A 22,636-nucleotide genomic window follows, 5' to 3' on the forward strand; every position below is an offset into this window, starting at 1 on the left:
TACTTCGTGACACGAGCACAGCGTTGTCTCCCCCGTCGCTTCGCTCGCCCCGTCGATTTGATTCCCTCTGCGCAGAACGGAACAGCCAATGAACTCCGAAGAACTCGTCCTCAGTCGCCGAGCGGTTGTCGCCGGTGTGAGCCTGGCCGCCGCGGTCGCGGGTCTTGCCGCCTGCGGAAGCAGTGACTCGGGTTCAGGTTCCGCCAGCGCCGCTCCAGCGAGCGCTGGGTCGACGCCCGCCGCGTTGGGGAAGGTGTCCGACGTCCCCGTCGGATCAGGTGCAATCTTCGGCGAAGTAGTAGTCACTCAGCCGGCCGCGGGTGAGTTCGAAGGGTTCTCGTCGAAGTGCACGCATGCAGGCTGCACTGTGTCCACGGTGTCGGACGGCACCATCAACTGCCCCTGTCACGGCAGTAAATTCGGCCTCGACGGCTCGGTGGTGCACGGGCCGGCGAAGCGGCCGCTGGACGGTCGCGCCGTGAAGGTTCAGGGCGACTCGATAGTGCTCGCCTAGGTCTTCCACGCCTCGCTCCCCGCGACAACGTTTCAGTAACAGCCTCAGCTCACGGTTGTCACAGCCTCCGAATGTTGCGACAGTGAACCACTGTTACTGGTGTTACTAGTGGGGAAGGAGGCGGCGCGGCTGCTCTGGGCGGTGCCGATCCACATGAAGAAGAGCATCACCACGGCCGGAATCACCCTCGCCATGGCTGCGAGCTTCGCACTGCCCGCAATCGGGCATGCTGCACCTGCACCCGATCCAGATATGAGCACCAAACTTGCAGGCAAGACCGTCTTTCTCGATCCCGGCCATCAAGGCACGGGACACTCGGAGAACCTCTCCCGACAGGTCGACGACGGTCGTGGCGGTACCAAGGACTGCCAGACCACCGGCATGACCGCTCTCGGCGGCACGCCCGAACACACGATCAACTGGGATGTCACGCAGCTGGTGAAGTCGTCCCTCGAGAGCCTCGGTGCGAAGGTTGTGCTGAGCCGTAACGACGACACCGGCTGGGGCGGCTGCGTGGACGAGCGGGCCAAGGCCGCGAGCGCGTCCGGAGCGGATGTCGCGGCCAGCATCCATGCCGACGGTGCTCCTGCCGAAGACCATGGCTTCCACCTGATCGTTCCGCAGCTGCCGATCCCCAACCCGACGGTCAACGAGGTGCAATCCACCAAGGGCCTGACCGCCTCGACCGACATGCGCGACGCATACGTCAACGCAGGGTTCAGCCCGGCGAACTACGCCGGAGTGCAGAACGGTCTGCAAACTCGCGCTGACATCGCCGGACCGGCCTTGACGACTGTGCCCTTGGTCTTTGTCGAAATGGGCAATGGCGGCAACCCCGACGACGCAAAGATGCTCGAGGGCAAGGACGGTCAGCTCAAGCATGCGATTGCGATCACGACCGGCCTGGTCAGCTACCTGCTCGGAACGCCGCCGGTTGCGCCTGCGCCTGCCGCGGCGGTGACACCTGCTCGCGGAACGCCGCCATCGACGACGACTACTGGGCCGACGACGACTGCGCCGACGAGAACTGGGCCGTCGACGACACAAGAAGCTGCCCCTTCGACATCCACCCCGAAGGCGACGGCACCGACGACGAGCAAGCCTGCCGACGGTGTCTCGACCACGATCGCTCAGTTGCTTCGGCCCCTGCTGAACGCGCTGGGTATCGGTGGTGGTGACTCACTCGCCGACGAGCAGATCTTCGACACGCTCTCCGATGTGTTCAGCACGGTGCTCGATGCGTTTCTGAACTCCGACAAGCCGGCGACCACGCCGACCGCTCCAGCTCCGGCGGGGTAAATCTAAGCTGGGAGAGTGAAGCGCCAGATTCCGGTCGTCGTCGTCGCAGGCTATCTGGGCTCGGGTAAAACCACTCTGCTCAACCACCTGCTCCGCAACAACGGCGGCACCAGGATCGGCGTGGTGGTCAACGATTTCGGTGCGATCAACATCGATTCGATGTTGGTTGCGGGGCAAGTCGATTCGATGGTGTCACTCGGCAACGGCTGCCTGTGTTGTGCCGTGGACGTCAGCGAGATGGACGGTTTGTTCGATCGGCTCACTGGGCCGCGATCACCGATCGACGTGATCGTGGTGGAGGCGAGCGGTCTGGCCGAACCGAAGAGCCTGATACGACTGGTGCTCGGCAGCGAGAACCAGCGGATCGCGTACGGCGGGCTCGTCGAGCTGGTCGACGCTGCCGAATTCGTCGATACGAGGGCTCGACATCCGGAGATCGATCAGCATTTACAGCTGGCCGATCTGATCGTGCTGAACAAGGTGGATCGGATCGATGCGGAGCAGCTGTCTTTCGTGTCCACGTCGATTGCGGAGCTGGTCGGTGCTGTTCCGATCTACCCGACGTCCAACGGAGTTCTCGATCCGGCGCTGTTGTTCGACAAGCCCGCCGTTGCGGAGAAGCCCATGGTCGCAGAGCAATTGACGCTGGATCAGCTGATCGAGCACGACCACCACGACGATCACAGGCATCTCCACGACGGATACGACCACGTCGAGTTCACCGCCGAACGACCGCTCGATCCGCGAGCTCTGATCGACTTTGTGGAAGAACCGCCGCGAGGGTTGTTCCGCGCCAAGGGGTTTCTGGCCTTCGCCGTTGCGGGGGAGTCACGCAAGTTCGTTCTGCACGTCGTCGGCAGACATATCAGGCTGCAGCCGACGCGGTGGACACGGGGGGAGCGTCGCGTCTCGCAGCTGGTGCTGATCGGGACCGGACTGGACGAGGCGGACATCCGAAATCGGTTGCACGCCTGCGTCCATCCGAGCCCCGATCTGCTCGATGAGAACGCGATGCTGAACCTGCAGAGATACTTGATCTGACGGCTAGCGGCTCTCGACCCGCCAACGAGATACGCGGCGCTCCAACCAGACCAGAGTCTGATTGAACCCGACGCCGACCGCGGCGACGGTCACGATCCCCGCGTACATCTGCGGAATCTGAAAGTTGAACTGGGCGCTGCTGATCAGGTAGCCGAGTCCCGCTTTGGCGCCCACCAGTTCGGTGGTGATCAGCACCAGGATCGATGCTGCCCCTGCGAGTCGAATGCCGGTGAAGATCGTCGGTAACGCGGCGGGCAGGATCACCTTTTGAAACAGTCTGGGCCCCTTCACGCCGAGGGATTGCACGGACCGAATGAGCAAGGGGTCCACGTTCTTTGCGCCGCTGATCGTGTTGTAGAGCACGGGCCAGAAGCAGGCGTACGCGATGATCGCGATCTTCGAGGTCTCGCCGATCCCCAAGATCAATACGAACACTGGCAACAGGGCAACAGCGGCGGTGTTGAGGAAGATCGTGAGCAGCGGTGTCACCGCGTCGGCCAAGCCGCGGTACCAGGCGATGAGCAATCCCAACGGCACTCCGGCCGCGATCGCGATGGCAAATCCGGAGAGCGAACGGGCGAGGCTCGCACGGACATCGATCCACAGCTCGCCACTCTCGGCGAGACCCCACCAGGCGTGTAGCACTTCGGTGAGTGGCGACAGGAAGGTCTTGTCGACCCAACCCAGTGTCGGCGCGAGTTGCCACAGCGCGAGGAACGCGATGATGACGGCGGACTTCTTGGCGATCTTCAGCGCGGAGCCGACAACGCGATTGCGCTGCTTCGGTGTTGCGACAGCAGCGGATTCGACTGTGGTGCGCGTGGATACACTGCGCGACAGTGTGCTAACCAACGGAAACAGCCTCCTCGGCGGAACGAGCTTCGGGCGCCTGGTCGAGAACCGCTGTACGCGTGATCTCGTCACGTAGGAGTTCCCACAGCTGATGGCGGTATCGGGTGAATTCCGGGGTGGAGCGAATGTCGTCGACTCTGTCGCGATCGCCGAGGTCGATCGGAACGATCGTCTTGATGCGGCCCGGCCTCGACGTCATGACCGCCACCCGCTGGCCGAGGTAGATAGCCTCTTCGATCCCGTGGGTGATGAACACGATCGTTGCACCGGTGCGCTGCCAGATGGATAGCAGTTCCACTTGCAGCAGCTCGCGGGTCTGTGCGTCCAACGCCGCGTACGGCTCGTCCATCAGCAGCACCTTCGGCTCGTACGCGAGACTTCGCGCGATCGCCACGCGCTGCTTCATGCCGCCGGACAACTCGTGCGGGTAGCGGTCACGGAAGGAATCCAAACCCACCAGATCGAGTACCTCCCGTGCGCGCACGGCGCGCTCCTTCTTGCCGAGGCCCGCGACCTCCAATCCCAGCTCGACGTTGGCTTGCGCTGTCCGCCATGGCAACAGCGCGTATTGCTGGAAGACGATGCCGCGATCCAGGCCAGGTCCGGTGATCGGTGCACCGTCCAGGGTGAGCTCACCCGACGTCGGTTTCGTCAGGCCGCCGATCAGTTCCAGCAGCGTCGATTTGCCGCAGCCGCTCGGTCCGACGAGGGTCAGGAACTCGCCGTCTGCCACGTCGAGTGAGATGTTGTCGAGCGCCAGGGTGGACCGTCCGGTGCCTGCGTCGCCGAATGTCTTGGAGATGTTGCGGATTGCGATCTTCGGTTGCGCCATCGTGATCAGCTCCCCGCCTTCGTCGTCGACGCCGCCTGATTGAACTTGTTGGTGTAGAGCTTCGACGGGTCGAGCGGGCCGCTGATCGCGCCCGTGTCCTGCAACCAGCTCTCCCAATTCTTGAAATCGGCGTCCGAGATCTGGCCGTACTTGCTCGGCACGCCGACCGAGAGCCAGTACTTCAGCGTCGACGTGTCTTCGTTCGGACGGTGTCGAGCGTTGATGATCTGGGTGAACTTGTCGATCACCTGATCGCGGGGTGTTGTCTTCTGCCATTCGATGGCCTTGGCGACGCCGGTGGTGAAAGCTGTTGCGGCGTCGGGGTTCTTCGCGATCAAGTCGTTACGGAAGACGTACTGTCCGCCGTTGAACTTCCCGTACTGATCGAGCTCGGTGAACACCGGGCGAAGCCCACCGTTCGCGAGAGCTCGCTGCTGGAACTGGCCGCCGAGTGCGGCAACGTCGATCTGGCCCTTCCGCAGGGCGTCCTCGGTGTTGGGGGGCGGCAGCGCGACCAACTGCACGGACTTGATCTGGTCGAGGCTGAGCCCGGCGGCTTTCAGCTCGTTGTGGATGTCGGCTTCGTTCTGTCCGCCGAGCGTGTTGACGCCGACCTTCTTGCCGACCAGGTCGGCGGCCTTTGTGATGGGACTGTCGTTGGGCGTGTAGTAGCCGGTGAACGTCTTGTCGTCACCGCCGTAGTAGTTGACCACCGCGGTGATCGGCGCTCCAGCGCTGACCAACTTCGCCACAGCGCCGCCGAATGCCCCACCGAAGTCGGTCTGGCCGGTAGCGGCCGATTGGATGTCCTGCGGTCCGCTGATGGTGTTGCCGACCCAGTCGAGTTTCACCTTGCCGTCGAAGAACCCGAGATTTTCGGCTAGTTCGGCAATGGTGACCTGATCGTTCCAACCCTGATAGCGCAGCGTGGTGACGCCGTTCTGGGACTCTGCAGTCTGGCTGCTACCGCAACCGGTCAGCACGGCCGATGCAACGGCTACTGCTGTCACCAGGGTCGATACTGCGGTAATTCGATTGCGGCGCACCGAGCTGCCTTTCAGAGGTGGAGTGCGGCAGATGCTGCCGCGGGGCTGCACCGAGGCTAGGAGAGTGCCGCCGCGAAGCAACCCCTTCCACTCACGCTGATTCGGACGCGCGGCTCCGCCGCAGGTGAGCGTTTTGTTGGTGCCTGGACCCCTTTACCGCTCACCTGCCGAAGGCATTGTGAGTCAGCGAGCGCCCGCGGGCATGAAGGCTATGGTCAGCAGCGACCGGACGAAATCGCGCAAGGACTTCTCGTCCGACGTGTCGACGATGCCTTCGGTGACGATCAGCGACGAAATGATGCGAAAGGCCCACTCAGAGATTGCGACTGGGCTCACACGCACCAGTTGCTCGGCCGTGAACAAGCGCTCGAAGTGCGGAGAGATCAGATTGGCCGCGAGCTCAACCATCGGCTTGGCGCGAACCGTGAACCAGGGTAGGGCAATCTCGGGATGATCCTGTAAGCCCTTCTGCAGCAGCCGATGTGAGCGCGCGTACTGGACGGCAAATACGATCGAGTCGACGAATCGGGCCTCGAGCTGTTCCTGCTGACCGCGCAGTGCCGCATCGAGCACCACGAAAAATTTGGCGATTTCACGTTGAAACAGGGCGTCGAAGATTGCCGACTGATCGCCGACGTACTTGTAGACGGTCGGTCGAGATACCCCCGCCCGCTGCGCAATCACGGCATGGAGCCTGCTGTCGTAACCGAGTTCGATGACGCTCTCCTCGGCGGCATCGAGAATGGCTTCTCGGATCGCCGCCGGATCGGCGTCGTTGGGCGACGGTCTCATCGTCCAGAGTCTAGAGAGGCGACTCTCCTGGCGGTGCGGACGTGCACAGATAACATCTGTGAATTTAAGTCACAGACACTATTGACGGACCGATCGAAGGCGTTTACGTTTTAAGTACGAACGGAAACAAGCCCTAGGGGAGAATCATGTCGCAACTCGTCACACCCCTCGACAGAGAAACTGTCGCCGATCGATTGCTCAAGGGCGCGGTGAAACGCTCGTACGCACCGGTCGTTGATATCGACTGGGACGCCCCGATGGAAGCCGGCAAGTACTTCCTTCCCCCGAAGGTCCTGTCGCTCTACGGAACCCCACTCTGGGAGTCCATGAGCACGGAGCAACGCATCGAACTCTCGCGGCAAGAGGCAGCGAACATTCTGAGCGTCGGCATCTGGTTCGAGAACATGCTGAACCAAGCCCTGCTCAAGTCGTTGATGCACAACGATCCCGGCTCACTGCACAGCCGCTACATGCTCACCGAGATGGGCGACGAGTGCAGGCACATGACGATGTTCGGACGCGCCATCGAACGGATGGGCGCCAAGCCGTATCAGCTGCGACCCGCACAGGCGGTGGTTGCGAACCTGCTGCCCAAGGCTTTTCGGGGAACCATGCTGTGGGTCGCAGCGCTGATCGGTGAGGAGATCTTCGATGCCACCCAGCGCCGAGTCCTCGACGATCCGCTGCTCCAACCGTTGATATCCCGGCTCATGCAGATACATGTCACCGAGGAAGCGCGCCACATTCGCTTTGCACGAGAGGGAGTTCGGCGTCGTGTTGCCGAGAGTCACCCCATCGACAAGCTGTGGGTCGGCGCGGTACAAGGCATCGGCGGCGTGCTGTTCCGGCGCTTGTTCACCAATCCGGCCATGTACAAGCGCGCCGGTCTCGATCCCAAGATCGCCCGCGAGCAGGCCTGGGCCAATCCGCATTTCCGTGCGGTCCAGCAAGAAGGGTTCGCATCACTCGGTGCATTCCTCGACGAGAACGGGTTGATGCTCGCGAGCTCGCGAGCGATGTGGCGGCGCGGCGGATTTCTCTGATGGTCGAGCCCGGTGTTCTGATCGTCGGCGCAGGAGCCGCCGGCCGGCAGTTAGCTCGCGCCCTGACCGACCACGGTCGGCGCGACGTGGTCGTCGTAGACGAAGGTGACATCGTGTCATGCGTTTTCGACGATCGGATCGATCGCTGGGAGGTCCGCATCGAGGGTGGCGAGGTCCAGTTGCCGAGGGTGGTCGTTGCGGGCTCGACAGTGCACGACATCCGCTTCGAGGGGATGCAGTCGTATCAGTGTGTCGCCGTGGCCGGATTCCCCAACTGCTTTCTGTTGGAATCGAATTCCCTCGACAGAGTGGGCTACATCGCCGAATGTCTGGCGCTGATGGATCGCGTAGAGGCAACGCGGATGGAGGTGCGTGCGGGTTCGCAGCGCGAGTTCGACCGTGTGCACCGCGGCAGGCGGGTCGCGCCGCGGCGGGTGAAAGCACTCGACTACAACCTCAGCAATGTCGAAGAGCGAGAACCGGATACCGAGTACTCAGGCAACGCCGAGTTGTCGCTCGGTGCGCGGCGCGAGACGGTGCAGGTTGCGTTGTCAGGTCATTTCGAGCCGCTCGACGGTATGTACCACTGGTACGGCAGGGTCGGTGGCGCCGTCGCACCGTTCAAGAAGCCGAACGGGTCGCCGTTGTTTCTGACGATCGAGGCTGGGCCCGAAACGCCTGCGGCGCTGGCGGAACAGGATCCGTGGGGCAACTACCGCATCACCGGCGTGGGAACGCCACCGTGGGCCGCAGAAGTCACAGGCCTACCCACTCCGTGACGCCGTCCGCAAAATGCTGGCGCTTCCAGATGGGGACCTCGTGCTTGATGCGCTCCACTAGGTCGGCGCATGCGGCGAACGCTTCTTTGCGATGCGGTGCTGCCACGGCTGCGACCAGCGCCAGATCGCCGACCTGCAATGACCCGACGCGGTGCACGGCGGCAACGGCGAGGCCTGTCGACTCTGCGACCTGATCGCAGCAGGCTCGCAGAAAGCGCTCGGCGTCAGGATGTGCCTGGTATTCGAGCAGCGAAACACTGTGGCCACCATCATGATTGCGCACGACTCCGGTGAACAACACGACGGCACCGTTCTCCGGCCCCGCCACGGCTCGGTCGATTGCTTCGGGTTCGAGTGGGTCCGAGGAGATCTTCGCCAGCCGCTCACTCATGTGCGCCTCGCCCGGCAACCTGCTCGACGAGGTGATCGAGAATCGGTTCCAGCACGGCAAGACCATCACGTACGCCGCCCGGCGATCCGGGCAGATTGACGACGACGGTGGTCCCGATCAAGCCTGCGACGCCACGGCTGAGCGAAGCCCTCGGAAACTTGTCCGCCCCGCGGGCGCGAACAGCCTCGGCGATGCCGGGGAGCTCACGAGTGATCAAGCGGCTCGTTGCTTCGGGCGTCGCATCGGTGGGGGAGGCGCCGGTTCCGCCGGTACTGATCACGACGGCAGGGGCACCGGTGACGGCGTCCGCGAGTCCCGCTGAGATGTCGGCGTCGGCGTAGACCAGCGGGCCGCGCACCGTAAAGCCCTGCGACCGTAACCATTCGACGATGCGCGGACCGGTCGTGTCCTCGCTCGTTCCGCGGGCCCCGCCGGTCGATGCGACAAGCACAACCGCCGATCGCGGACCCAGTGGTGTGGCTCCGCTGTCGTTCTCTCGATCCGCTCGCTCCCAATCCCCGCGCTCCCAATGCCCGCGCTTACCGCCGTCCTTGGTGAGCAGCCGGACGTTGGTCAGCGATGCTGCCGGGTCGACGGCTTTGACCATGTCGTGCAACGTCAAACCGGCGACGGCGACGGCGGTCAACGCCTCCATCTCGACACCGGTGGGTCCCTTGGTCTTTGCCGTCGCCTCGATGGTGATCGAGGAATCGGTGAAACCGAACGTCACCTCGACCGACGACAAAGCGAGCTGATGGCAGAGGGGGATCAGCTCGGATGTGCGCTTGGCGCCGCCGATTCCGGCGATCCGCGCGGTCGAGAGGACGTCAGCCTTGGGCATGTCGTCGGCGCGAACAAGCGTGATGACCTCCGCGGTCGTCACCAATTCGCCTGCAGCCACGGCGATTCGCGTCGTATCGGCCTTGGCGCTGACGTCGACCATTCGCGCTCGACCTTCACTGTCCACGTGCGACAGACCCTCCGAATTCGCTGAACTCATAGCGCCCACACTTGCACATGCGTACCCGCGGATACCGTCGTCGTCTCGGCAGAAAGATCGATCAGCACATCGGCCAATGCCATTCCGGCCACCAGATGCGATCCCGGTCCGGACACGATATCGACCTGCCCGTCACGAACTCGGCCGCGCAGGAACTGACGCCGATTCGGAACGGACGTCAGGTCACGCGTGATCGGCAGATCCGCGGCGACTACCGCAGGCAGACCCGCGGCCTTGCGTAGCAGTGGCCGCGCGAACACCTCGAAAGACACCAGCGTGCTCACCGGATTTCCCGGAAAGCTCAGCACCGGAACATCGTTCACCATCGTGAGCCCCTGCGGCCCGCCGGGTTGCATCCCGACATGGCCGAACTGGCCGCCGAGCGGCTGCAGCGTTTCCTTGACCACCTCGAAGTCGCCCATCGACACGCCACCCGATGTGATCACCAGATCGGCGTTCGCCAGCGCGTCGTCGAGCAGTCGCCGAAACTGCGTCACGTCGTCGCTGCTGCGAGCCACCGACACCACCTCCGCGCCGTTGGCTTCCAGGCTGGTCGCGAGAGCTATGCCGTTGGAGTCGTAGATCTGTCCCGGTGAGAGCGGCTGCCCAGCCGGCACCAGTTCTGCGCCGGTGGTGATGACTGCTGCGCGAGGTCGTCGACGAACCGAGACCGTCTCCACGCCGACGGCAGCCAGAACGGCGATGTGCCGAGCGGCGAGCAGCGTACCGGCGGCGACCAGCAGTTCGCCGGCAACGACGTCGCTGCCTGCCTCACGGACGAATTCGCCGACCGTGCGCCCGCGGTCGATCGTGACCCGGTCGTCCGCGACCGTCGTGTCCTCGACCGGAACGATCGCGTCCGCGCCGTCGGGAATCGGTGCTCCGGTCATGATCCGCACCGCTGTCCCGGCGACGTGCGCTGTGCTGCCCGCGTCGCCCGCAGCGACGGTGCCCGCTATGGACAGAGTGACCGGGGTCGACTCGACGGACCCGGCATCGACGGCAAAGCCGTCCATCTGGGAATTGCGGAACAGGGGAAGGTCGAGCGGCGAGAGCAGGTCTGCGGCGAGCAGTCGGCCGCGGGCATCGCGCAAAGGCACAGTTTCGGCGGGCAGCGCATCGAGCGCGCGAAGCATGTGAGTGACCGCGTGTCTGTGCTCCGCTACCGAACTGGCCATGTGCTCAGGCTATAGCGCACCTGCTCGGCGTTCGAGGTAGGCGGCATACTGGGGGAATGACGATGGTCGACGTGGGGATTCCGGCGGTGCGTGGCGCCCGCCCGTCCCTCGACGGCCGGCCCGACGTCGCGTATCTCGTCGACAAGTTCGGTCGCATTGCTCGAGACCTCCGGGTTTCGATCACGGAGAAATGTTCGTTGCGCTGCACGTATTGCATGCCTGAGGAGGGCCTGCCTGCCATTCCTGCCGACCAGTTGCTGAGCTCCGACGAGATCGCGCGGCTCGTCGGCCTGGCCGTCGACGATCTCGGCATCCGCGAGGTGCGCTTCACCGGTGGCGAGCCGCTGATGCGTCGCGACCTGGAAGACATCATCGCCGCGTGCGCCGAACGCGCACCTGGAATACCGCTGTCGATGACCACCAACGCGATAGGACTCGAGCATCGCGCGGCCGGTTTGGTTCGGGCGGGCCTTTCGCGGGTGAACGTCTCGTTGGATACCGTGGACCGGGCCGAGTTCGCCCAGCTGACCAGGCGTGACCGCCTCCCTTCCGTGTTCGCGGGGATTCGCGCTGCTGCCCGGACAGGTTTGACGCCGATCAAGGTCAACGCCGTGCTGATGCCTGACACGCTGGCCGGCGCCGCCGATCTGCTTGCCTGGTGCATCGACGAGGGCTGCGAACTGCGATTCATCGAGCAGATGCCGCTCGATGCCGATCACGAATGGGCGCGCGCCAACATGATCACCGCGGCACAGTTGCTCGACGCGCTCGAGCGGCGATTCGAGCTGGCTCCGATCGGCCGCGAAGATCCGTCCGCGCCTGCCGAGCAATGGTCGGTGGACGGTGGGCCCGCGACGGTGGGCATCATCGCGTCGGTGACTCGCTCGTTCTGTGGCGACTGCGACAGGACGCGGCTCACAGCCGAGGGCACGGTGCGCTCGTGCCTGTTCAGCGACGACGAGTTGGACCTGCGCGCGGCACTTCGCTCCGGCGTCGACGATCACGACCTGGCCATGCTCTGGCGCGGCGCGATGTGGAACAAGTGGGCGGGCCACGGCATCGATTCGGCGGATTTCGTTCCGCCGCACCGCAGCATGGGCGCGATCGGTGGTTGACACCCGAGCGATCGAGGTGCGCTACTTCGCTGCGGCAGCCGATGCGTCCGGCTGCACAACAGAGACTCTGGAGCTACCGATGGCGACCACCGTCGGCGACGTCTCCGCTGCGGTGGCGGCGCGCCACGGTGCCGATATGGCGCGGGTGCTGAAGGTTGCGGCATTCCTGCTCGACGACGAGCTGACCAGGGACGCCGCGGCCGCGGTGGGCGACCGCATCGACGTTCTGCCGCCCTTTGCGGGCGGTTAGAACTCCTGCCACCACGTGTCGTGCGGTGTCACCGGCTCGGCGCGCTTGTGCCTGGTGTTGGTGAACATCGATTCCAGCTTCGCCGACACGTCGTCGGTCACCTCCTTGCCTTCGAGGTAGTCGTCGATCTGGCTGTACGTCAGGCCGAGGGCGACTTCGTCAGGAAGGGCAGGTCGATCGTCTTCGAGATCGGCGGTGGGCACCTTCGACCACACGCTCGACGGCGCGCCCAGCTCCTGCAGCAGCGCTGCGCCTTGACGCTTGGTGAGGCCGGTCAGCGGTGTCAGGTCGACGCCACCGTCGCCGTACTTGGTGAAGAAGCCGGTGACGGCCTCGGCTGCGTGGTCGGTGCCGATCACCAGCATGTTCAGCTCGCCCGCGATCGCGTACTGCGCGACCATGCGTTCGCGCGCCTTGATGTTGCCGCGCACGAAGTCGCGCAGTGTCTCGTCCTGGCCGGGTAGCGAGCTGATCGCGACCGCCGCCGCCGACGAGGCAGCATCGACGGCGCCCTTGATGTTCACCACCACCGACTGATCCGGCTCGATGAACTTCAGCGCGATCTGCGCGTCGTCCTCGTCGGCTTGTGTGCCGTAGGGGAGTCGCACCGCGACGAAGGTCGCATCCTTGCCGTCCGCACGCAATTCCTCCGCCGCCAACTGCGCGAGCTTGCCTGCCAGCGAGCTGTCCTGACCGCCGCTGATACCGAGGACGAATCCCTTTGTCGGCGTGGATGACAGGTAGTTCTTGAGGAAGTCGACGCGCGTGCGGATCTCCGCCTTCGCGTCGATGGTCGGCTGCACGCCGAGCTCGGCAATGATCTGCTCCCGAAGATTCGCCATGCTCGCATGGTAGCGAGGCGCGCGCCGATCCGTACGGTGAGAACTATGAGTACCCGCGTGTTCAGGAAGACGCGCACCGACGTCCACCCGGATTTCTTTCCGGCCGAAGCCGCCGGTCTGTGATGCGTAACTGACTCGGACGGGAACACGCGGACCAAACCATCGACGGTCGGTGTAGTCGCTAAGGCTGTGATCCAGCCGGTCAGCGTGCAGGTACTCGGTGGCAGCTCTGAGCACCAAGACATCGGCTTCGATACCGAAACGAAGCTGAGGCTTCGGCTGGCGAACTACCCGGCTCTGCTGGGAGCACAAGTCACGAGTCGAGTGGCAGGGCAAGCGGTATTCGATCGAGGGTGAACCTCGCCAGTACACCGGGAGCCGTCGCACGGCGCACGTGGACTACTTGCTCGTCAGGAGATATGGAGGGCCGCCCTCGAGGTGGCGGTCCCGTCCGTCCGCTCAGTTCCGATGGTTAGGCGGCGAGTCCGGAAGCTCCGCCGCCACCGCCACCACCGCCCGGGAATCCGCCTGCTCCTCCGGGTCCACCGTTGGCGTTGCCTCCGCCGAAGGCGATTCCACCGTTGCCTCCATTGCCGCCCTGACCGCCAAGGAGCGGCGACCCGTAGCCGGGCAGAATTTGGTAGCCGTTGGTTCCAAGCTCGATGTATCCGATCCGGTCTCGAGCACGAGTTTGGTAGTTGGCGAATCGTTGCCGCTCGTCCAGCACGTCTGATTCGGCGTTGTACCAGGCGATGAGGCCGCACGTCAGAACGATGACGGCGATACCGCCAAGGATGACGATCGGTTCGTGGTGCCAGGCGATGAGTGCGCCCACGGCTAGAGTCAGCGCGAAGACACTGGTCGCAGCTTTGTTCAAGGTCCGTATCGCATGGCCGAGCCGCTTTGCCATGGCCGCCGCGACCTGACGGAAGCGAGGCTTCGGTGGATTGTCCGGAATGATAAAACGGGGGTCGATGAGCACTGTGGCTCCGATCTGGTGGACGTATCCGAAAGAATCGCCGCTGACCTCGCATCTTTGCGATTGTCAGAGAGTCGGGGTAACCTCCAGTCTCGCATCTTGTCAATGCTTGGACCGAAGTTCCCGCCGTGGTGATTCATCCCGGGGCGGGGATTCGTCGTTTCCAACCGTCAAGACACTACTCCTAGTGTCCGACAGAAATTGCAAACACGACATGTTGCGAGTCACATCGGTGGAATTCCCTGGTCGCAACTACCGGCTAATGAACATTAGCGGCGTGTCTCGGAGTGTCGTGGGACACATTTCGGAACGAAATACCGTGATATTTCGAATCGTATGGTATAATGCCGCCCGCGATCGCCTTAAGAACCGTTGGCTATCTGCCCCTCGCAGCGTTCAGCATCTTCTGGAACCTGGTGTATACCTATGGAACGGCAACGTCTTCTGGACAGCGGACGGTGCGGTGCTGATAGATCCCGCAGCGCACGGCGGTCATCGGGAGACCGATCTGGCGATGCTCGAGCTGTTCGGCTGCCCGTATCGCGAGTCGGTGGTCGACGGCTATCAGTCGGTGCACCCGCTGCGTGACGGCTGGCAGGCACGGATCCCGCTGCATCAGTTGCATCCGCTGGCCGTACACGCAGCGGGCCACGGTGCCGCCTACGGACGTGCGCTTCACGACGCCGCGTTGCAAACCATTCGCCTCGCAGGACACTAAGCGACGAACCCAAGGTCGCTGCGGCCTGCGCCCACTGCCGGAGTTGGATCCGTGCCCACGACCTTGTCGAGCAGCGTGTGGTAGACGTCGCGAAAGTCGGTCGTCGATTTCAGATCGCCGTTGTCGAGGTTCGTCAGGCTCGGCTCGTCGCCGTAAAAGCCGCCCCGAACCGGTGCTCCCGCAACGAATACCGGGCCCGCGGTACCGTGATCGGTGCCTTGCGACGCGTTGGCTGCGACCCGGCGACCGAACTCCGAGTAGGCCATCAACACGACATTGCGCCCGTACCGATCGGTTGCCATGTCGGCGAGAAACTTCGACACGGCCGAGTCGAGGGTGCCGAGAACTGTCTGCTGCGTGCCCTTCTCGTCCGCGTGGGTATCGAACCCGTTGAGCGACACCGAATACACGCGGGTGGGTACGCCCGCCTTGACGCAACGGCCTACCAGGTCGAGTTGACTCTCCAGCTCGTTCTGGCGTTGCTTTCCGCCCGTCGCTTTGGCTGGCGCCGGCGCGTGGCCGGTGATGGGCGCGAAGGTCTGCGCAACGGAGCGTTCGGCGCGGTACGACGCGCACACGGCGCTCTCCGTGGATGTGTCCGCTGCGTCGGTCGCCGCCAGCTGTGCCAGCGCACCGGCCAAATCGGATGGCAGCGGCTGCTTTCCGACGTCGAGCGCTGCCGCTGTCGCTTTCTCGCCCACCGAGAGCGGCGGCAACACCGATCCGATGTTCACGGCTCGCAGCGGATCGTCGCCGGTGGCATCGAGCCAACGGCCGACCCATCCGGTCTTCACCGGCTCGGCGGGTGACGCGGTCTGCCAGATGTCCATCGACCGAAAATGGCTGTGATCCGGCTGGGGGTATCCGACGCCACGCACTACAGCGAGCGATCGCTGCTTCCACATCGCAGCCATTCCCTTCATTGCGGGATTCAAACCGAGCTGATCGTCGAGGTGCAACACCTCCGAGGGGTTGTAGGCCAACTCGGGTCGGGCATCGTGATAGGCCTTGTCGGCGTACGGGATCAGAGTGTTGATGCCGTCGTTGCCGCCGTACAAGGTGACGAGCACCAGCACACCGCTGCCTGATGCGAGGGGTGAGGTTTGTGCAGCGCTGTGCAACTGCTCCCAGGTGATCGCGGAACCGCCTGCCAGCAAGCCGAGCCCACCGATCACTCCGGAACCGATCAAGAAACGGCGACGATCGAAGTCCGGCATCGATAACTCCTCGTTCTGTCTCAGGTGGTGAAACGTTCAGGCGGTGAGGTATTCGGGCGTGTTCAACGCGAGGGTGACCAACCGTGCTGGATCGTTCGTCGCATCTTTCAGCACCGCCGCACTGCGCGCCGACCAGGCACCGATACCGAGCAGGTGACCCGTCGCATCGATTCGGTCTGACCGTGTTGTCCCGGAAATCGGTTCCAGATCAGCGGTTTTGGTCAATGCGGCGGCCGTTGCGATGCGGGCGTCCGCGCTCGCCGTCGACAGCCACGCCTGACCGCTGGGCCAGCCGCCGACGCTCGGCGGGTAGAACGGCAGCTGGCCGAGGTTGCGCAGCACCGCGGTCAGATTCTTCACCTTGGTGTCGTCGTCGAGCGGCACGTGCAGCGCCCGCACCGCTCCGACCAGCCATTCGACGGGGGTGAGCACGACCGTCGATTTGGCGCCGGTGAATTCGGGATCGGTGAGAATCGCGACGATGGCAGCGCTCAGATTCCGTTGGGCGCCATAGGCTTCGGTTATGCGCCCCGATGTGGCGGCGGATGGTGGTGTCGCGGAAGCCAACTGTTCCCACAAGCGACCCGTGACGAAGCCCGCCGATGCCGGATGCCCCAGCACCGCATCGCAGAATCCGGATGCATCGAGCGGGCCGGTGACCCCGAGAACGGTCTTGGTGCGCGCGTCGTGGCGACGTTGGTTCAGGCTTGCCGTGCCGTTGTCGGTGACCGTCCAGCCGGTGAGCGCGCGGGCCCCTTCGCGCACGTCCTGCTCCGTATAGCCGTTGCCGTGACCGAGCCCGAAAAGCTCCATGAACTCTCGTGCCAGGTTCTCGTTGGGGGCGGCAGCCGTATTCTGGGTGCCGTCGAGCCAGCGCAGCATCGCGGCGTCGGTGAGCATCGAGTACGCGAGTGTGTGAAAGTCGCCGCGACCGAGGGTCCGCAACTTCTCGTTCTGATCCACCATCTCCGACGCACTGCGCACCTTCTGCGCCGATGTTGCGAAATGGTTGTGCCACAACAGTGTCAGCTTCTCGTGCATCGGCTCGCGCACGGCAGCCATCCGCCGAAACCACCATTGGGTGGATCGCACGAGACGTTGTTCTTGCTCGGTGTTGAATCGTTTGCGGGCATCCTGGCCGGCGTTCTTGCCGACGCGGGGCAAGAGATCGAACGTGGGTCGCGGTGTTGCTACGGCACCGGGATCGGCATTCGGGTCGGCAGCGAGCGCGGTGCGGAGGTAGGTGGTCATGCCTTGCCCGACCACGGCGTCGATCTGCTGCCCGGTCGCACCGAACCCGGTGCGACGCAGCACCCGGGCCGCCGCGTTCCACTCGGTCGATTGCGCCATGGTCACCAGTCTGGCGTCGATCCGCGGATCGGGCACCATCGGGAGGGGACCCTTCAGAACATTCTCAGAGCGGCAGTCGTAGCGTGAAGACAGCGCCCGCGCCGCCCTCGGCTGGTGGATCGCACGTCACGTCGCCCCCGTGTGCGCGAGCGAATCCCCGCGAAATGGCCAAACCGAGTCCCGAGCCGCCTGTTTCGCGGTCGCGGGCACGGTCGAGCCGGACCAAACGGTCGAAAATTCGCTCGCGATCGGCAGGAGGTACCCCGACTCCGGTGTCGGCGATCGTCACCTCGGCCCGCCCCGGCAACTGTGCGATCGTCACCCGGACACTCCCACCGGCAGGGGTTGCGTTGCACGCGTTGTCGACCAGATTGGCCAGTATTTGGCTGACGCGAACAGGATCGGCGTGGACGATCGGCTGGGCGCCACCGATCTGAAAAGCCAACTGGGGATGCTGCAGGCGAGCCCTGTCCACCTGAGTCGAGGCCAGCGCATACAGTCCGACCGGCTGCCGTTCCAGCGCGACTCCGCCTGCATCGATCCGCGCGAGATCGACCAACTCGTCGACGAGTCGCCCAGCTCGGCGCGATTCGCGAATCAGCAAGAGATGCAGTCGCTCTCGCTCGGCGGGGTCGACGTCCGTCGGCTGCTGCAGGACGGCCTCCGCTACCGCCTGGACGCCGGTGATCGGTGTGCGCAGTTCGTGTGCGGCGTCGGCGACGAAACGTCGGGTCTGCTCTTCGGCGCTACGAGCGTGGGATTCGGCGCCTTCGAGCCCGTCGAGCATGTCGTCGAATGCTGCTGCCGTGCGGCCCAGTTCGGTGTCCGTCCGGGTCGGTGACATCCGCCTGCCGCGGCCACCTTTCGCGATGTCGCGAGCAAGCCTCGTCATCGCGTCCAGCGGCGAAAGCGCGAAGCGCACACTGACGAGCAGCGCGACAAAGGTGATGGCGATTGCGACAAGATCGGTCAGGAGGAGCAATCGCAACAGCCGTGAGCGCGCGCCGGCGAGCAAGCCCGTGTCCACCGCTACCGTCAGCCGAGACCGGTTCAGCTGCTCGCCACCCTTGAGCTGAACACGCCTGATCCGTACCGGATTGTCCTCGGCCGATCCCTCGGGAAGGCTGCCGTAGATTGCGCCGTTTGCCAGGACCAGCCGAGCCCGCACCGATCGTTCGTCGATTCGCTGGATCAGTTGCGCGGGTGAGACGCCCTGCTTCGCAAGTTGTTGCGCGAGCTGAACACGATCGGCAAGAACGGACTCCAACTGCCGATCGACCACCCTCCCGAACAGAACGTTCACGACAAGGGTGACGGCGATCAACGTGCACGTCAGGATCCCTAGCGCCGTGACGAGGACCCGGCGCTGTAGCGAGACGGTACGCACTTGCGGTTTGCCGACGGTCACAGCGGATCCGCCCGCAGAACGAATCCCATGCCGCGCGACGTGTGGAGCAATCGTGGACCGCACGCCTCGAGTTTGCGGCGCAGGGTACTGACGTAGACGTCGACAAGGTTGGTGTCGTAGTTGTCGTAACCCCATACGGCGGTGAGGATCTGAGTCTTAGTCAGCACCCGGTTCCGGTGGGCGGCGAGGTAGCAGAGCAATTTGAACTCGGTCGCGGTGAGCGCCAGGGTCTCGCCGCCACGTACGGCGACACCGGCGTCCGCGTCGACAACCAGATCGCCCACCTGCACGGTCGACGCCACCCGCCCCATCCGTCGCAGCACGATGTTGACTCGGGCAACCAACTCGGCGAGAACGAACGGCTTCACCAGGTAGTCGTCGGCGCCGGACGTGAGGCCGTGCAGGCGGTCCGCGACGCCGTCCCGCGCTGTCAGGATCAGCACGGCGGCGTCGGACGAGCGACGCGTCACGTCCAACAGCTCGAAACCGTCCCGTCCCGGCAGCATGACGTCCAGCACAACCAGGTCGGGACGGAACGTCGTCAGATCTCGCTCGAATTCGGCACCGTCGGCCCTGGCCAGCACCTCGTGCCCCGATTCTCGCAAACCGGACTCGACAGCTGCCCGTATTGCCGGAGTGTCCTCGACCACCAACACTCTGGCACCGGACATGGGACCTCCTTCGGGTAAGCCGCGCGGTTCGTACATTCCTACACCGCGAACCCGCTCCTACCGACCCAGCTCTCCGCCTATCTATCCAACTCACGCAGTGCGGGCAATCCGAAGCAGACGGCGGCAACCAACACCAGCGGAATCGCCAAGCCGAAGAATGTGGCCTGGATGCCGACCGAGTCGATCAGTGGACCGGCGACGAGGTAACCGAGCGGACCCGCGGCGTACGCGCTGGACGTCATGACGCCCACCACACGCCCGCGCATGTGCTCGGGACTGCGAGATTGCATGGCGTAGTTGGCGATCGGCCCGACCGGACCGAACACCAGCCCGATCAGCACACCGAGGGTGAGGATCACCCACAGCGACGGCAGGAACGCCATCCCGACCATGCAGACGCTCAGGCCGCTCACCGCGACCAACATCATGGTGCGACGTTGGAAACGAGCTGCCAACGCGCCGTAGGCCAACGCGCCGATGATGCCGCCGACGCTCATCGCCATGACCACCCAGCCCAGCTGGGTCGGTCGGTCCAGCTTGGTGAAATACGCTGGGAACAGCACACTTTCGACCGGCATGTACAGTGCGACGATTGCCATGTCGACGAGGGCGATGGTGCGCAGCAATCGGCTCTGCCACACGAATTTCAGGCCCTCGACGGTGCCGGTCCACATCGACGCGGGCCTGGTTTCCCGGTCCGGAGTTCCGGTGCCGTCGAGCTTCAGTAACAGCACGGTGCCGATCGACAGCGCGAAGCAGGCGGCGGTGACCCACAGTGTGTTCACGGCACCGAGGAACCCGATCAGCACGCCACCGACGCCAGGTCCGATCAGGTACGCGACGTTGAAGCTGGCCTCGTACGTGCTGTTGACCCGGTCCAGCGACCAGCCGGACTCGCGCGTCGCCGCGGGCAGCATCGATTCGCGCGCAGCGATTCCCGCCGGATCGAAGACAGCGCCGATGGCGGCGAGCACCGCCAACAGCGGCACGGACAGTCCGAGCGTCGCGGCCATGATCGGGATGGCGGCAACCGAAATCGCGGAGAACGAGTCGGAGACCAACGACGTGATACGGCGACCGAAGCGATCGACGACGGTTCCGGAGAACAGACTCGACAGCAGCAGGGGTAAGGCCGCCGCTCCGGCGACGATCGCCGCATCCGTTGCCCGACCGGTCTGCTGCAGCACCAGCCACGGCAAGGCCACGATCGTGATTCCATTGCCGGTCGCCGACAGCAGGGCGGCCAGGTTGATCAATATCAGCGGGCGAAGTCGGCGCACGGGAGTCGCCAGTGCCGCGGTCACAGAAGGTCCTTTTGCTCGATCGAGCGCACGGCTCGGTGGGTGTTTCCCACGACGCTAGCAGCGCCGTAACCGCGCTGGCCAGCGATTTTCCGCGAACTAGATGCTCGAACGACGCACCATGTCGACGGCAACACGCTCGCCGGTCTCGAGGGATCGCACCCCGGCAGCGCATACGGCGGCGGCTGCGTAACCGTCCCAGGCGCCGGGGCCGTCGACGTAACTTCCGCTCGAAGCGCCACCGCGCACCGCGCCGACCCAATGCTGCATTTCGGTGTCGTACGCCTGAGCGAAGTGCGCGCGGAAGTCGGCGCTGATCTTGCCGGCGCCGATCGTCGTGCTCCCCAGTTCGCCGACCACCTCGGTCCGCACCTCGTAGCCGACCCCGGTGGTGACGAACACCTCGGCATCGACAAGCTTTCCGCTCGCGGTTTCGAAAAGCGCAAGCTGCGGGTCCTGCAGGCCTGGCGGTGCAGCCGGATTCGGTGCCGGCCGCCGGATCGTGACCGCCACGATCTCGTCGTCGAGGATGAAACGTGTGACGTCCACCTCGTGCACCAACGAATCCTTGATCACCATCGCGCTGTCGAAATGTGCTGGGACAGAGGCATTGCGGTGCACACAATGCATGAGCAGGGGCGTCCCCAGCGTGCCGTCGGCCACCATCGCACGTAGCCGCTGATATTCGTGATCGAAGCGCCGCATGAAACCGACCTGGATGAAGGTCGTATCCAATTCGGCTTCGCGCCTGACGATGTCGAGCGCGGTGGCCGGGTCCGTCGTGAGCGGCTTCTCGCACAAGACCGGCTTGCGGGCTGCCAGGCAGGCAAGCACCTGCTTCTCGTGTGCCGGTCCGGGAGTCGCGAGGACGACGGCGTCGACGTCGTCGGCAGCGATGGCCTCGAAAGGATCTGCCACGACGCGTGATCCGGGCACTGTGCCTGCGACCGACTCGGCGCGCTCGGCGACGACGTCGTTGATCACGGTGACGCGCGCACCGGAGATCGTGGTGGCCAGTCGTGCGACGTGGTCGGCGCCCATGATGCCGACGCCGAGTACGGCGACGCGAAGGTCGTGCGGGTCGGTCACGGGTGCGCTCTTCTCAGCTGAAGCGGATGCTCGGAATCCCGCAGGTGGACAGGTACATTCGCGTGCGTTGCGCGATCGGCAGCGGGATGTCTGTGGCGCAGGGGTACAGGTCTTGTTCCACGATGGCAAAGACGTCGGCCCGCAGGTCGGTGACGGCCGCCAGGATCGGTGGATACGGCGGGATGCCCAGCGGGGGTTCGATCATGACGTTCTTCGCCACTGCCACGCCGAAGGGAAGGTCCTGAGCGTCGACCTGCTCGATCACGCTTGGATCGACTTGTTTGAGGTGCAGATAGCCGATGCGCTCCGGATACTTCTCGATGATCGCGAGGTTGTCGCCACCGCAGTAGCTGATGTGCCCGGTGTCGAGGCAGAGATTGACGAGGTTGGAGTCTGTGCTGTCGAGGAATCTGTACACCTCGTCTTGACGTGCGACGTGGCTGTCGGCGTGCGGATGATATTGCAGCGCAACACCGTACTCCTCGAACATCGCGCGACCGAGCCTGTCGACGCCTGTGGTTTTCCTGGTCCACTGCGCAGCCGTCAGAGCTCGTTCCTCCAACACCGCGCCGGTCGCAGGGTCACGCCACATCTCGGGAATCACGACGACATGTCGACCACCGACCGCGGCCGTGAGTGCGGCGACGCTGCGGACCTGATTCCACACAGCATCCCACGAACCCTCGCGGTGGAGGTGCTCGAACACCGTGCCCGCCGACAACTGCAGATCGCGTGCTGCCAGCTCGTCGCCTAACTGCTTCGGGTCCGTGGGCAGATAACCGAAGGGGCCCAACTCGATCCATCGGTAGCCGGCGGCGGCCACCTCGTCGAGAAATCGGGCGTACGGCAGTTGCTGCGGGTCGTCCGGGAACCAGACACCCCAGGAGTCTGGGGCCGAGCCGACGCGAATGGTGCTCATGTGCGTTGGC

General features: G+C 64.5%; 23 protein-coding genes and 1 pseudogene. 8 read left to right on the top strand and 16 right to left on the bottom strand.

Going from position 1 to position 22,636, the window contains the following annotated elements:
- The first annotated feature begins 88 nt into the window (after positions 1 to 88).
- From FOY51_RS06065 to FOY51_RS06075, 3 genes are all read left to right on the top strand, one after another.
- Positions 89 to 514 carry a Rieske (2Fe-2S) protein gene (locus FOY51_RS06065; RefSeq protein WP_149429277.1) on the top strand — a complete coding sequence of 142 codons (426 nt, stop codon included), beginning with the start codon at positions 89 to 91 and terminating at the stop codon, positions 512 to 514.
- A gap of 153 nt (positions 515 to 667) precedes the next feature.
- The gene (locus tag FOY51_RS06070) at positions 668 to 1,813 is read left to right on the top strand and encodes an N-acetylmuramoyl-L-alanine amidase (protein ID WP_149429528.1); all 1,146 of its coding nucleotides are present in this window, start codon (positions 668 to 670) and stop codon (positions 1,811 to 1,813) included.
- 15 nt (positions 1,814 to 1,828) lie between these two features.
- A complete protein-coding gene (locus tag FOY51_RS06075) occupies positions 1,829 to 2,854 on the top strand; it encodes a CobW family GTP-binding protein (protein ID WP_149429278.1) in 1,026 nt (341 codons plus the stop codon).
- 3 nt (positions 2,855 to 2,857) lie between these two features.
- On the opposite strand, the gene FOY51_RS06080 is transcribed toward FOY51_RS06075, so the two are convergent.
- The 4 genes from FOY51_RS06080 to FOY51_RS06095 form a co-directional block, all read right to left on the bottom strand.
- Complete coding sequence (locus FOY51_RS06080; protein ID WP_149429279.1) at positions 2,858 to 3,706, bottom strand: ABC transporter permease; 849 nt, start codon at positions 3,704 to 3,706, stop codon at positions 2,858 to 2,860.
- On the bottom strand, positions 3,699 to 4,538 hold the full coding sequence (locus FOY51_RS06085; protein WP_149429280.1) for an ABC transporter ATP-binding protein: 840 nt from the start codon (positions 4,536 to 4,538) through the stop codon (positions 3,699 to 3,701). Before FOY51_RS06085 ends, FOY51_RS06080 begins: the two co-directional genes overlap by 8 nt.
- Positions 4,539 to 4,543: 5 nt before the next feature.
- Positions 4,544 to 5,548: an ABC transporter substrate-binding protein gene (locus FOY51_RS06090; protein ID WP_235916144.1), complete on the bottom strand. Its 1,005-nt coding sequence runs from the start codon at positions 5,546 to 5,548 to the stop codon at positions 4,544 to 4,546.
- A 219-nt stretch (positions 5,549 to 5,767) separates the two neighbouring features.
- On the bottom strand, positions 5,768 to 6,376 hold the full coding sequence (locus FOY51_RS06095; protein ID WP_149429281.1) for a TetR/AcrR family transcriptional regulator: 609 nt from the start codon (positions 6,374 to 6,376) through the stop codon (positions 5,768 to 5,770).
- 146 nt (positions 6,377 to 6,522) lie between these two features.
- Between FOY51_RS06095 and FOY51_RS06100 the strand changes: the two genes are divergently transcribed.
- Together FOY51_RS06100 and FOY51_RS06105 are read left to right on the top strand one after the other, a co-directional pair.
- On the top strand, positions 6,523 to 7,419 hold the full coding sequence (locus FOY51_RS06100; RefSeq protein ID WP_149429282.1) for an AurF N-oxygenase family protein: 897 nt from the start codon (positions 6,523 to 6,525) through the stop codon (positions 7,417 to 7,419).
- Positions 7,419 to 8,198 (top strand): DUF4873 domain-containing protein, encoded by a 780-nt coding sequence (locus tag FOY51_RS06105; protein ID WP_149429283.1) that lies wholly within the window; start codon positions 7,419 to 7,421, stop codon positions 8,196 to 8,198. Before FOY51_RS06100 ends, FOY51_RS06105 begins: the two co-directional genes overlap by 1 nt.
- Here FOY51_RS06105 and FOY51_RS06110 read toward each other — a convergent pair.
- The 3 genes from FOY51_RS06110 to FOY51_RS06120 are packed head-to-tail and all read right to left on the bottom strand — an operon-like array spanning position 8,176 to position 10,767.
- Positions 8,176 to 8,589: a molybdenum cofactor biosynthesis protein MoaE gene (locus FOY51_RS06110; RefSeq protein ID WP_149429284.1), complete on the bottom strand. Its 414-nt coding sequence runs from the start codon at positions 8,587 to 8,589 to the stop codon at positions 8,176 to 8,178. The genes FOY51_RS06105 and FOY51_RS06110 overlap by 23 nt on opposite strands.
- Entirely contained in the window at positions 8,582 to 9,589 is a 1,008-nt protein-coding gene (gene moaCB / locus FOY51_RS06115; RefSeq protein ID WP_149429285.1) for a bifunctional molybdenum cofactor biosynthesis protein MoaC/MoaB, read from the bottom strand. The genes FOY51_RS06110 and moaCB overlap by 8 nt, the downstream gene beginning before the upstream one ends.
- On the bottom strand, positions 9,586 to 10,767 hold the full coding sequence (locus FOY51_RS06120; protein WP_149429286.1) for a molybdopterin molybdotransferase MoeA: 1,182 nt from the start codon (positions 10,765 to 10,767) through the stop codon (positions 9,586 to 9,588). The genes moaCB and FOY51_RS06120 overlap by 4 nt, the downstream gene beginning before the upstream one ends.
- Positions 10,768 to 10,823: 56 nt before the next feature.
- On the opposite strand from FOY51_RS06120, the gene moaA reads away from it, so the two are divergent.
- Both moaA and FOY51_RS06130 read left to right on the top strand, forming a co-directional pair.
- A complete protein-coding gene (gene moaA / locus FOY51_RS06125) occupies positions 10,824 to 11,882 on the top strand; it encodes a GTP 3',8-cyclase MoaA (RefSeq protein ID WP_149429287.1) in 1,059 nt (352 codons plus the stop codon).
- Positions 11,875 to 12,132, top strand: coding sequence for a MoaD/ThiS family protein (locus FOY51_RS06130; RefSeq protein WP_149429288.1), 258 nt, complete (start codon positions 11,875 to 11,877; stop codon positions 12,130 to 12,132). Before moaA ends, FOY51_RS06130 begins: the two co-directional genes overlap by 8 nt.
- Here FOY51_RS06130 and nadE read toward each other — a convergent pair.
- Together nadE and FOY51_RS27120 are read right to left on the bottom strand one after the other, a co-directional pair.
- Positions 12,129 to 12,974, bottom strand: a complete 846-nt coding sequence (gene nadE, locus FOY51_RS06135) for an NAD(+) synthase (protein WP_149429289.1) — start codon at positions 12,972 to 12,974, stop codon at positions 12,129 to 12,131. The two genes, FOY51_RS06130 and nadE, sit on opposite strands and share 4 nt — an antisense overlap.
- 472 nt (positions 12,975 to 13,446) lie before the next feature.
- A complete protein-coding gene (locus FOY51_RS27120; protein WP_187776194.1) occupies positions 13,447 to 13,884 on the bottom strand; it encodes a hypothetical protein in 438 nt (145 codons plus the stop codon).
- Between the two features lie 493 nt (positions 13,885 to 14,377).
- On the opposite strand from FOY51_RS27120, the pseudogene FOY51_RS27500 reads away from it, so the two are divergent.
- Positions 14,378 to 14,671: pseudogene (locus tag FOY51_RS27500) on the top strand (fructosamine kinase family protein); the annotation flags it as partial.
- Here FOY51_RS27500 and FOY51_RS06150 read toward each other — a convergent pair.
- The 7 genes from FOY51_RS06150 to FOY51_RS06180 form a co-directional block, all read right to left on the bottom strand.
- Positions 14,668 to 15,888, bottom strand: coding sequence for a DUF1501 domain-containing protein (locus FOY51_RS06150; protein ID WP_149429290.1), 1,221 nt, complete (start codon positions 15,886 to 15,888; stop codon positions 14,668 to 14,670). The pseudogene FOY51_RS27500 and the gene FOY51_RS06150 overlap by 4 nt on opposite strands.
- A gap of 36 nt (positions 15,889 to 15,924) precedes the next feature.
- Positions 15,925 to 17,238: a DUF1800 domain-containing protein gene (locus FOY51_RS06155; RefSeq protein ID WP_149429291.1), complete on the bottom strand. Its 1,314-nt coding sequence runs from the start codon at positions 17,236 to 17,238 to the stop codon at positions 15,925 to 15,927.
- Positions 17,239 to 17,302: 64 nt separating this feature from the next.
- Positions 17,303 to 18,646 carry a sensor histidine kinase gene (locus tag FOY51_RS06160; protein ID WP_214633066.1) on the bottom strand — a complete coding sequence of 448 codons (1,344 nt, stop codon included), beginning with the start codon at positions 18,644 to 18,646 and terminating at the stop codon, positions 17,303 to 17,305.
- Complete coding sequence (locus FOY51_RS06165) at positions 18,643 to 19,317, bottom strand: response regulator transcription factor (protein WP_149429292.1); 675 nt, start codon at positions 19,315 to 19,317, stop codon at positions 18,643 to 18,645. The genes FOY51_RS06160 and FOY51_RS06165 overlap by 4 nt, the downstream gene beginning before the upstream one ends.
- A 77-nt stretch (positions 19,318 to 19,394) precedes the next feature.
- Entirely contained in the window at positions 19,395 to 20,621 is a 1,227-nt protein-coding gene (locus FOY51_RS06170; protein ID WP_149429293.1) for an MFS transporter, read from the bottom strand.
- A gap of 96 nt (positions 20,622 to 20,717) precedes the next feature.
- The gene (locus tag FOY51_RS06175; protein WP_149429294.1) at positions 20,718 to 21,707 is read right to left on the bottom strand and encodes a Gfo/Idh/MocA family protein; all 990 of its coding nucleotides are present in this window, start codon (positions 21,705 to 21,707) and stop codon (positions 20,718 to 20,720) included.
- 13 nt (positions 21,708 to 21,720) lie between these two features.
- Positions 21,721 to 22,626 (bottom strand): sugar phosphate isomerase/epimerase family protein, encoded by a 906-nt coding sequence (locus FOY51_RS06180; RefSeq protein WP_149429295.1) that lies wholly within the window; start codon positions 22,624 to 22,626, stop codon positions 21,721 to 21,723.
- Positions 22,627 to 22,636 lie beyond the last annotated feature (10 nt).

Source organism: Antrihabitans cavernicola (assembly GCF_008297975.1).
GTDB lineage: Bacteria > Actinomycetota > Actinomycetes > Mycobacteriales > Mycobacteriaceae > Antrihabitans > Antrihabitans cavernicola.

Excerpts from the sequence above, each read along its gene's own strand:
- FOY51_RS06120 (WP_149429286.1), bottom strand. The coding sequence starts at position 10,767 with ATGGCCAGTTCGGTAGCGGAGCACAGACACGCGGTCACTCACATGCTT.
- FOY51_RS27120 (WP_187776194.1), bottom strand. The coding sequence starts at position 13,884 with ATGGCAAAGCGGCTCGGCCATGCGATACGGACCTTGAACAAAGCTGCG.
- FOY51_RS06150 (WP_149429290.1), bottom strand. The coding sequence starts at position 15,888 with ATGCCGGACTTCGATCGTCGCCGTTTCTTGATCGGTTCCGGAGTGATC.
- moaCB (WP_149429285.1), bottom strand. The coding sequence starts at position 9,589 with ATGAGTTCAGCGAATTCGGAGGGTCTGTCGCACGTGGACAGTGAAGGT.
- FOY51_RS06180 (WP_149429295.1), bottom strand. The coding sequence starts at position 22,626 with ATGAGCACCATTCGCGTCGGCTCGGCCCCAGACTCCTGGGGTGTCTGG.
- FOY51_RS06095 (WP_149429281.1), bottom strand. The coding sequence starts at position 6,376 with ATGAGACCGTCGCCCAACGACGCCGATCCGGCGGCGATCCGAGAAGCC.
- FOY51_RS06110 (WP_149429284.1), bottom strand. The coding sequence starts at position 8,589 with ATGAGTGAGCGGCTGGCGAAGATCTCCTCGGACCCACTCGAACCCGAA.
- FOY51_RS06085 (WP_149429280.1), bottom strand. The coding sequence starts at position 4,538 with ATGGCGCAACCGAAGATCGCAATCCGCAACATCTCCAAGACATTCGGC.
- moaA (WP_149429287.1), top strand. The coding sequence starts at position 10,824 with ATGACGATGGTCGACGTGGGGATTCCGGCGGTGCGTGGCGCCCGCCCG.
- FOY51_RS06100 (WP_149429282.1), top strand. The coding sequence starts at position 6,523 with ATGTCGCAACTCGTCACACCCCTCGACAGAGAAACTGTCGCCGATCGA.
- FOY51_RS06070 (WP_149429528.1), top strand. The coding sequence starts at position 668 with ATGAAGAAGAGCATCACCACGGCCGGAATCACCCTCGCCATGGCTGCG.
- FOY51_RS06065 (WP_149429277.1), top strand. The coding sequence starts at position 89 with ATGAACTCCGAAGAACTCGTCCTCAGTCGCCGAGCGGTTGTCGCCGGT.
- FOY51_RS06105 (WP_149429283.1), top strand. The coding sequence starts at position 7,419 with ATGGTCGAGCCCGGTGTTCTGATCGTCGGCGCAGGAGCCGCCGGCCGG.
- FOY51_RS06155 (WP_149429291.1), bottom strand. The coding sequence starts at position 17,238 with ATGGCGCAATCGACCGAGTGGAACGCGGCGGCCCGGGTGCTGCGTCGC.
- nadE (WP_149429289.1), bottom strand. The coding sequence starts at position 12,974 with ATGGCGAATCTTCGGGAGCAGATCATTGCCGAGCTCGGCGTGCAGCCG.
- FOY51_RS06165 (WP_149429292.1), bottom strand. The coding sequence starts at position 19,317 with ATGTCCGGTGCCAGAGTGTTGGTGGTCGAGGACACTCCGGCAATACGG.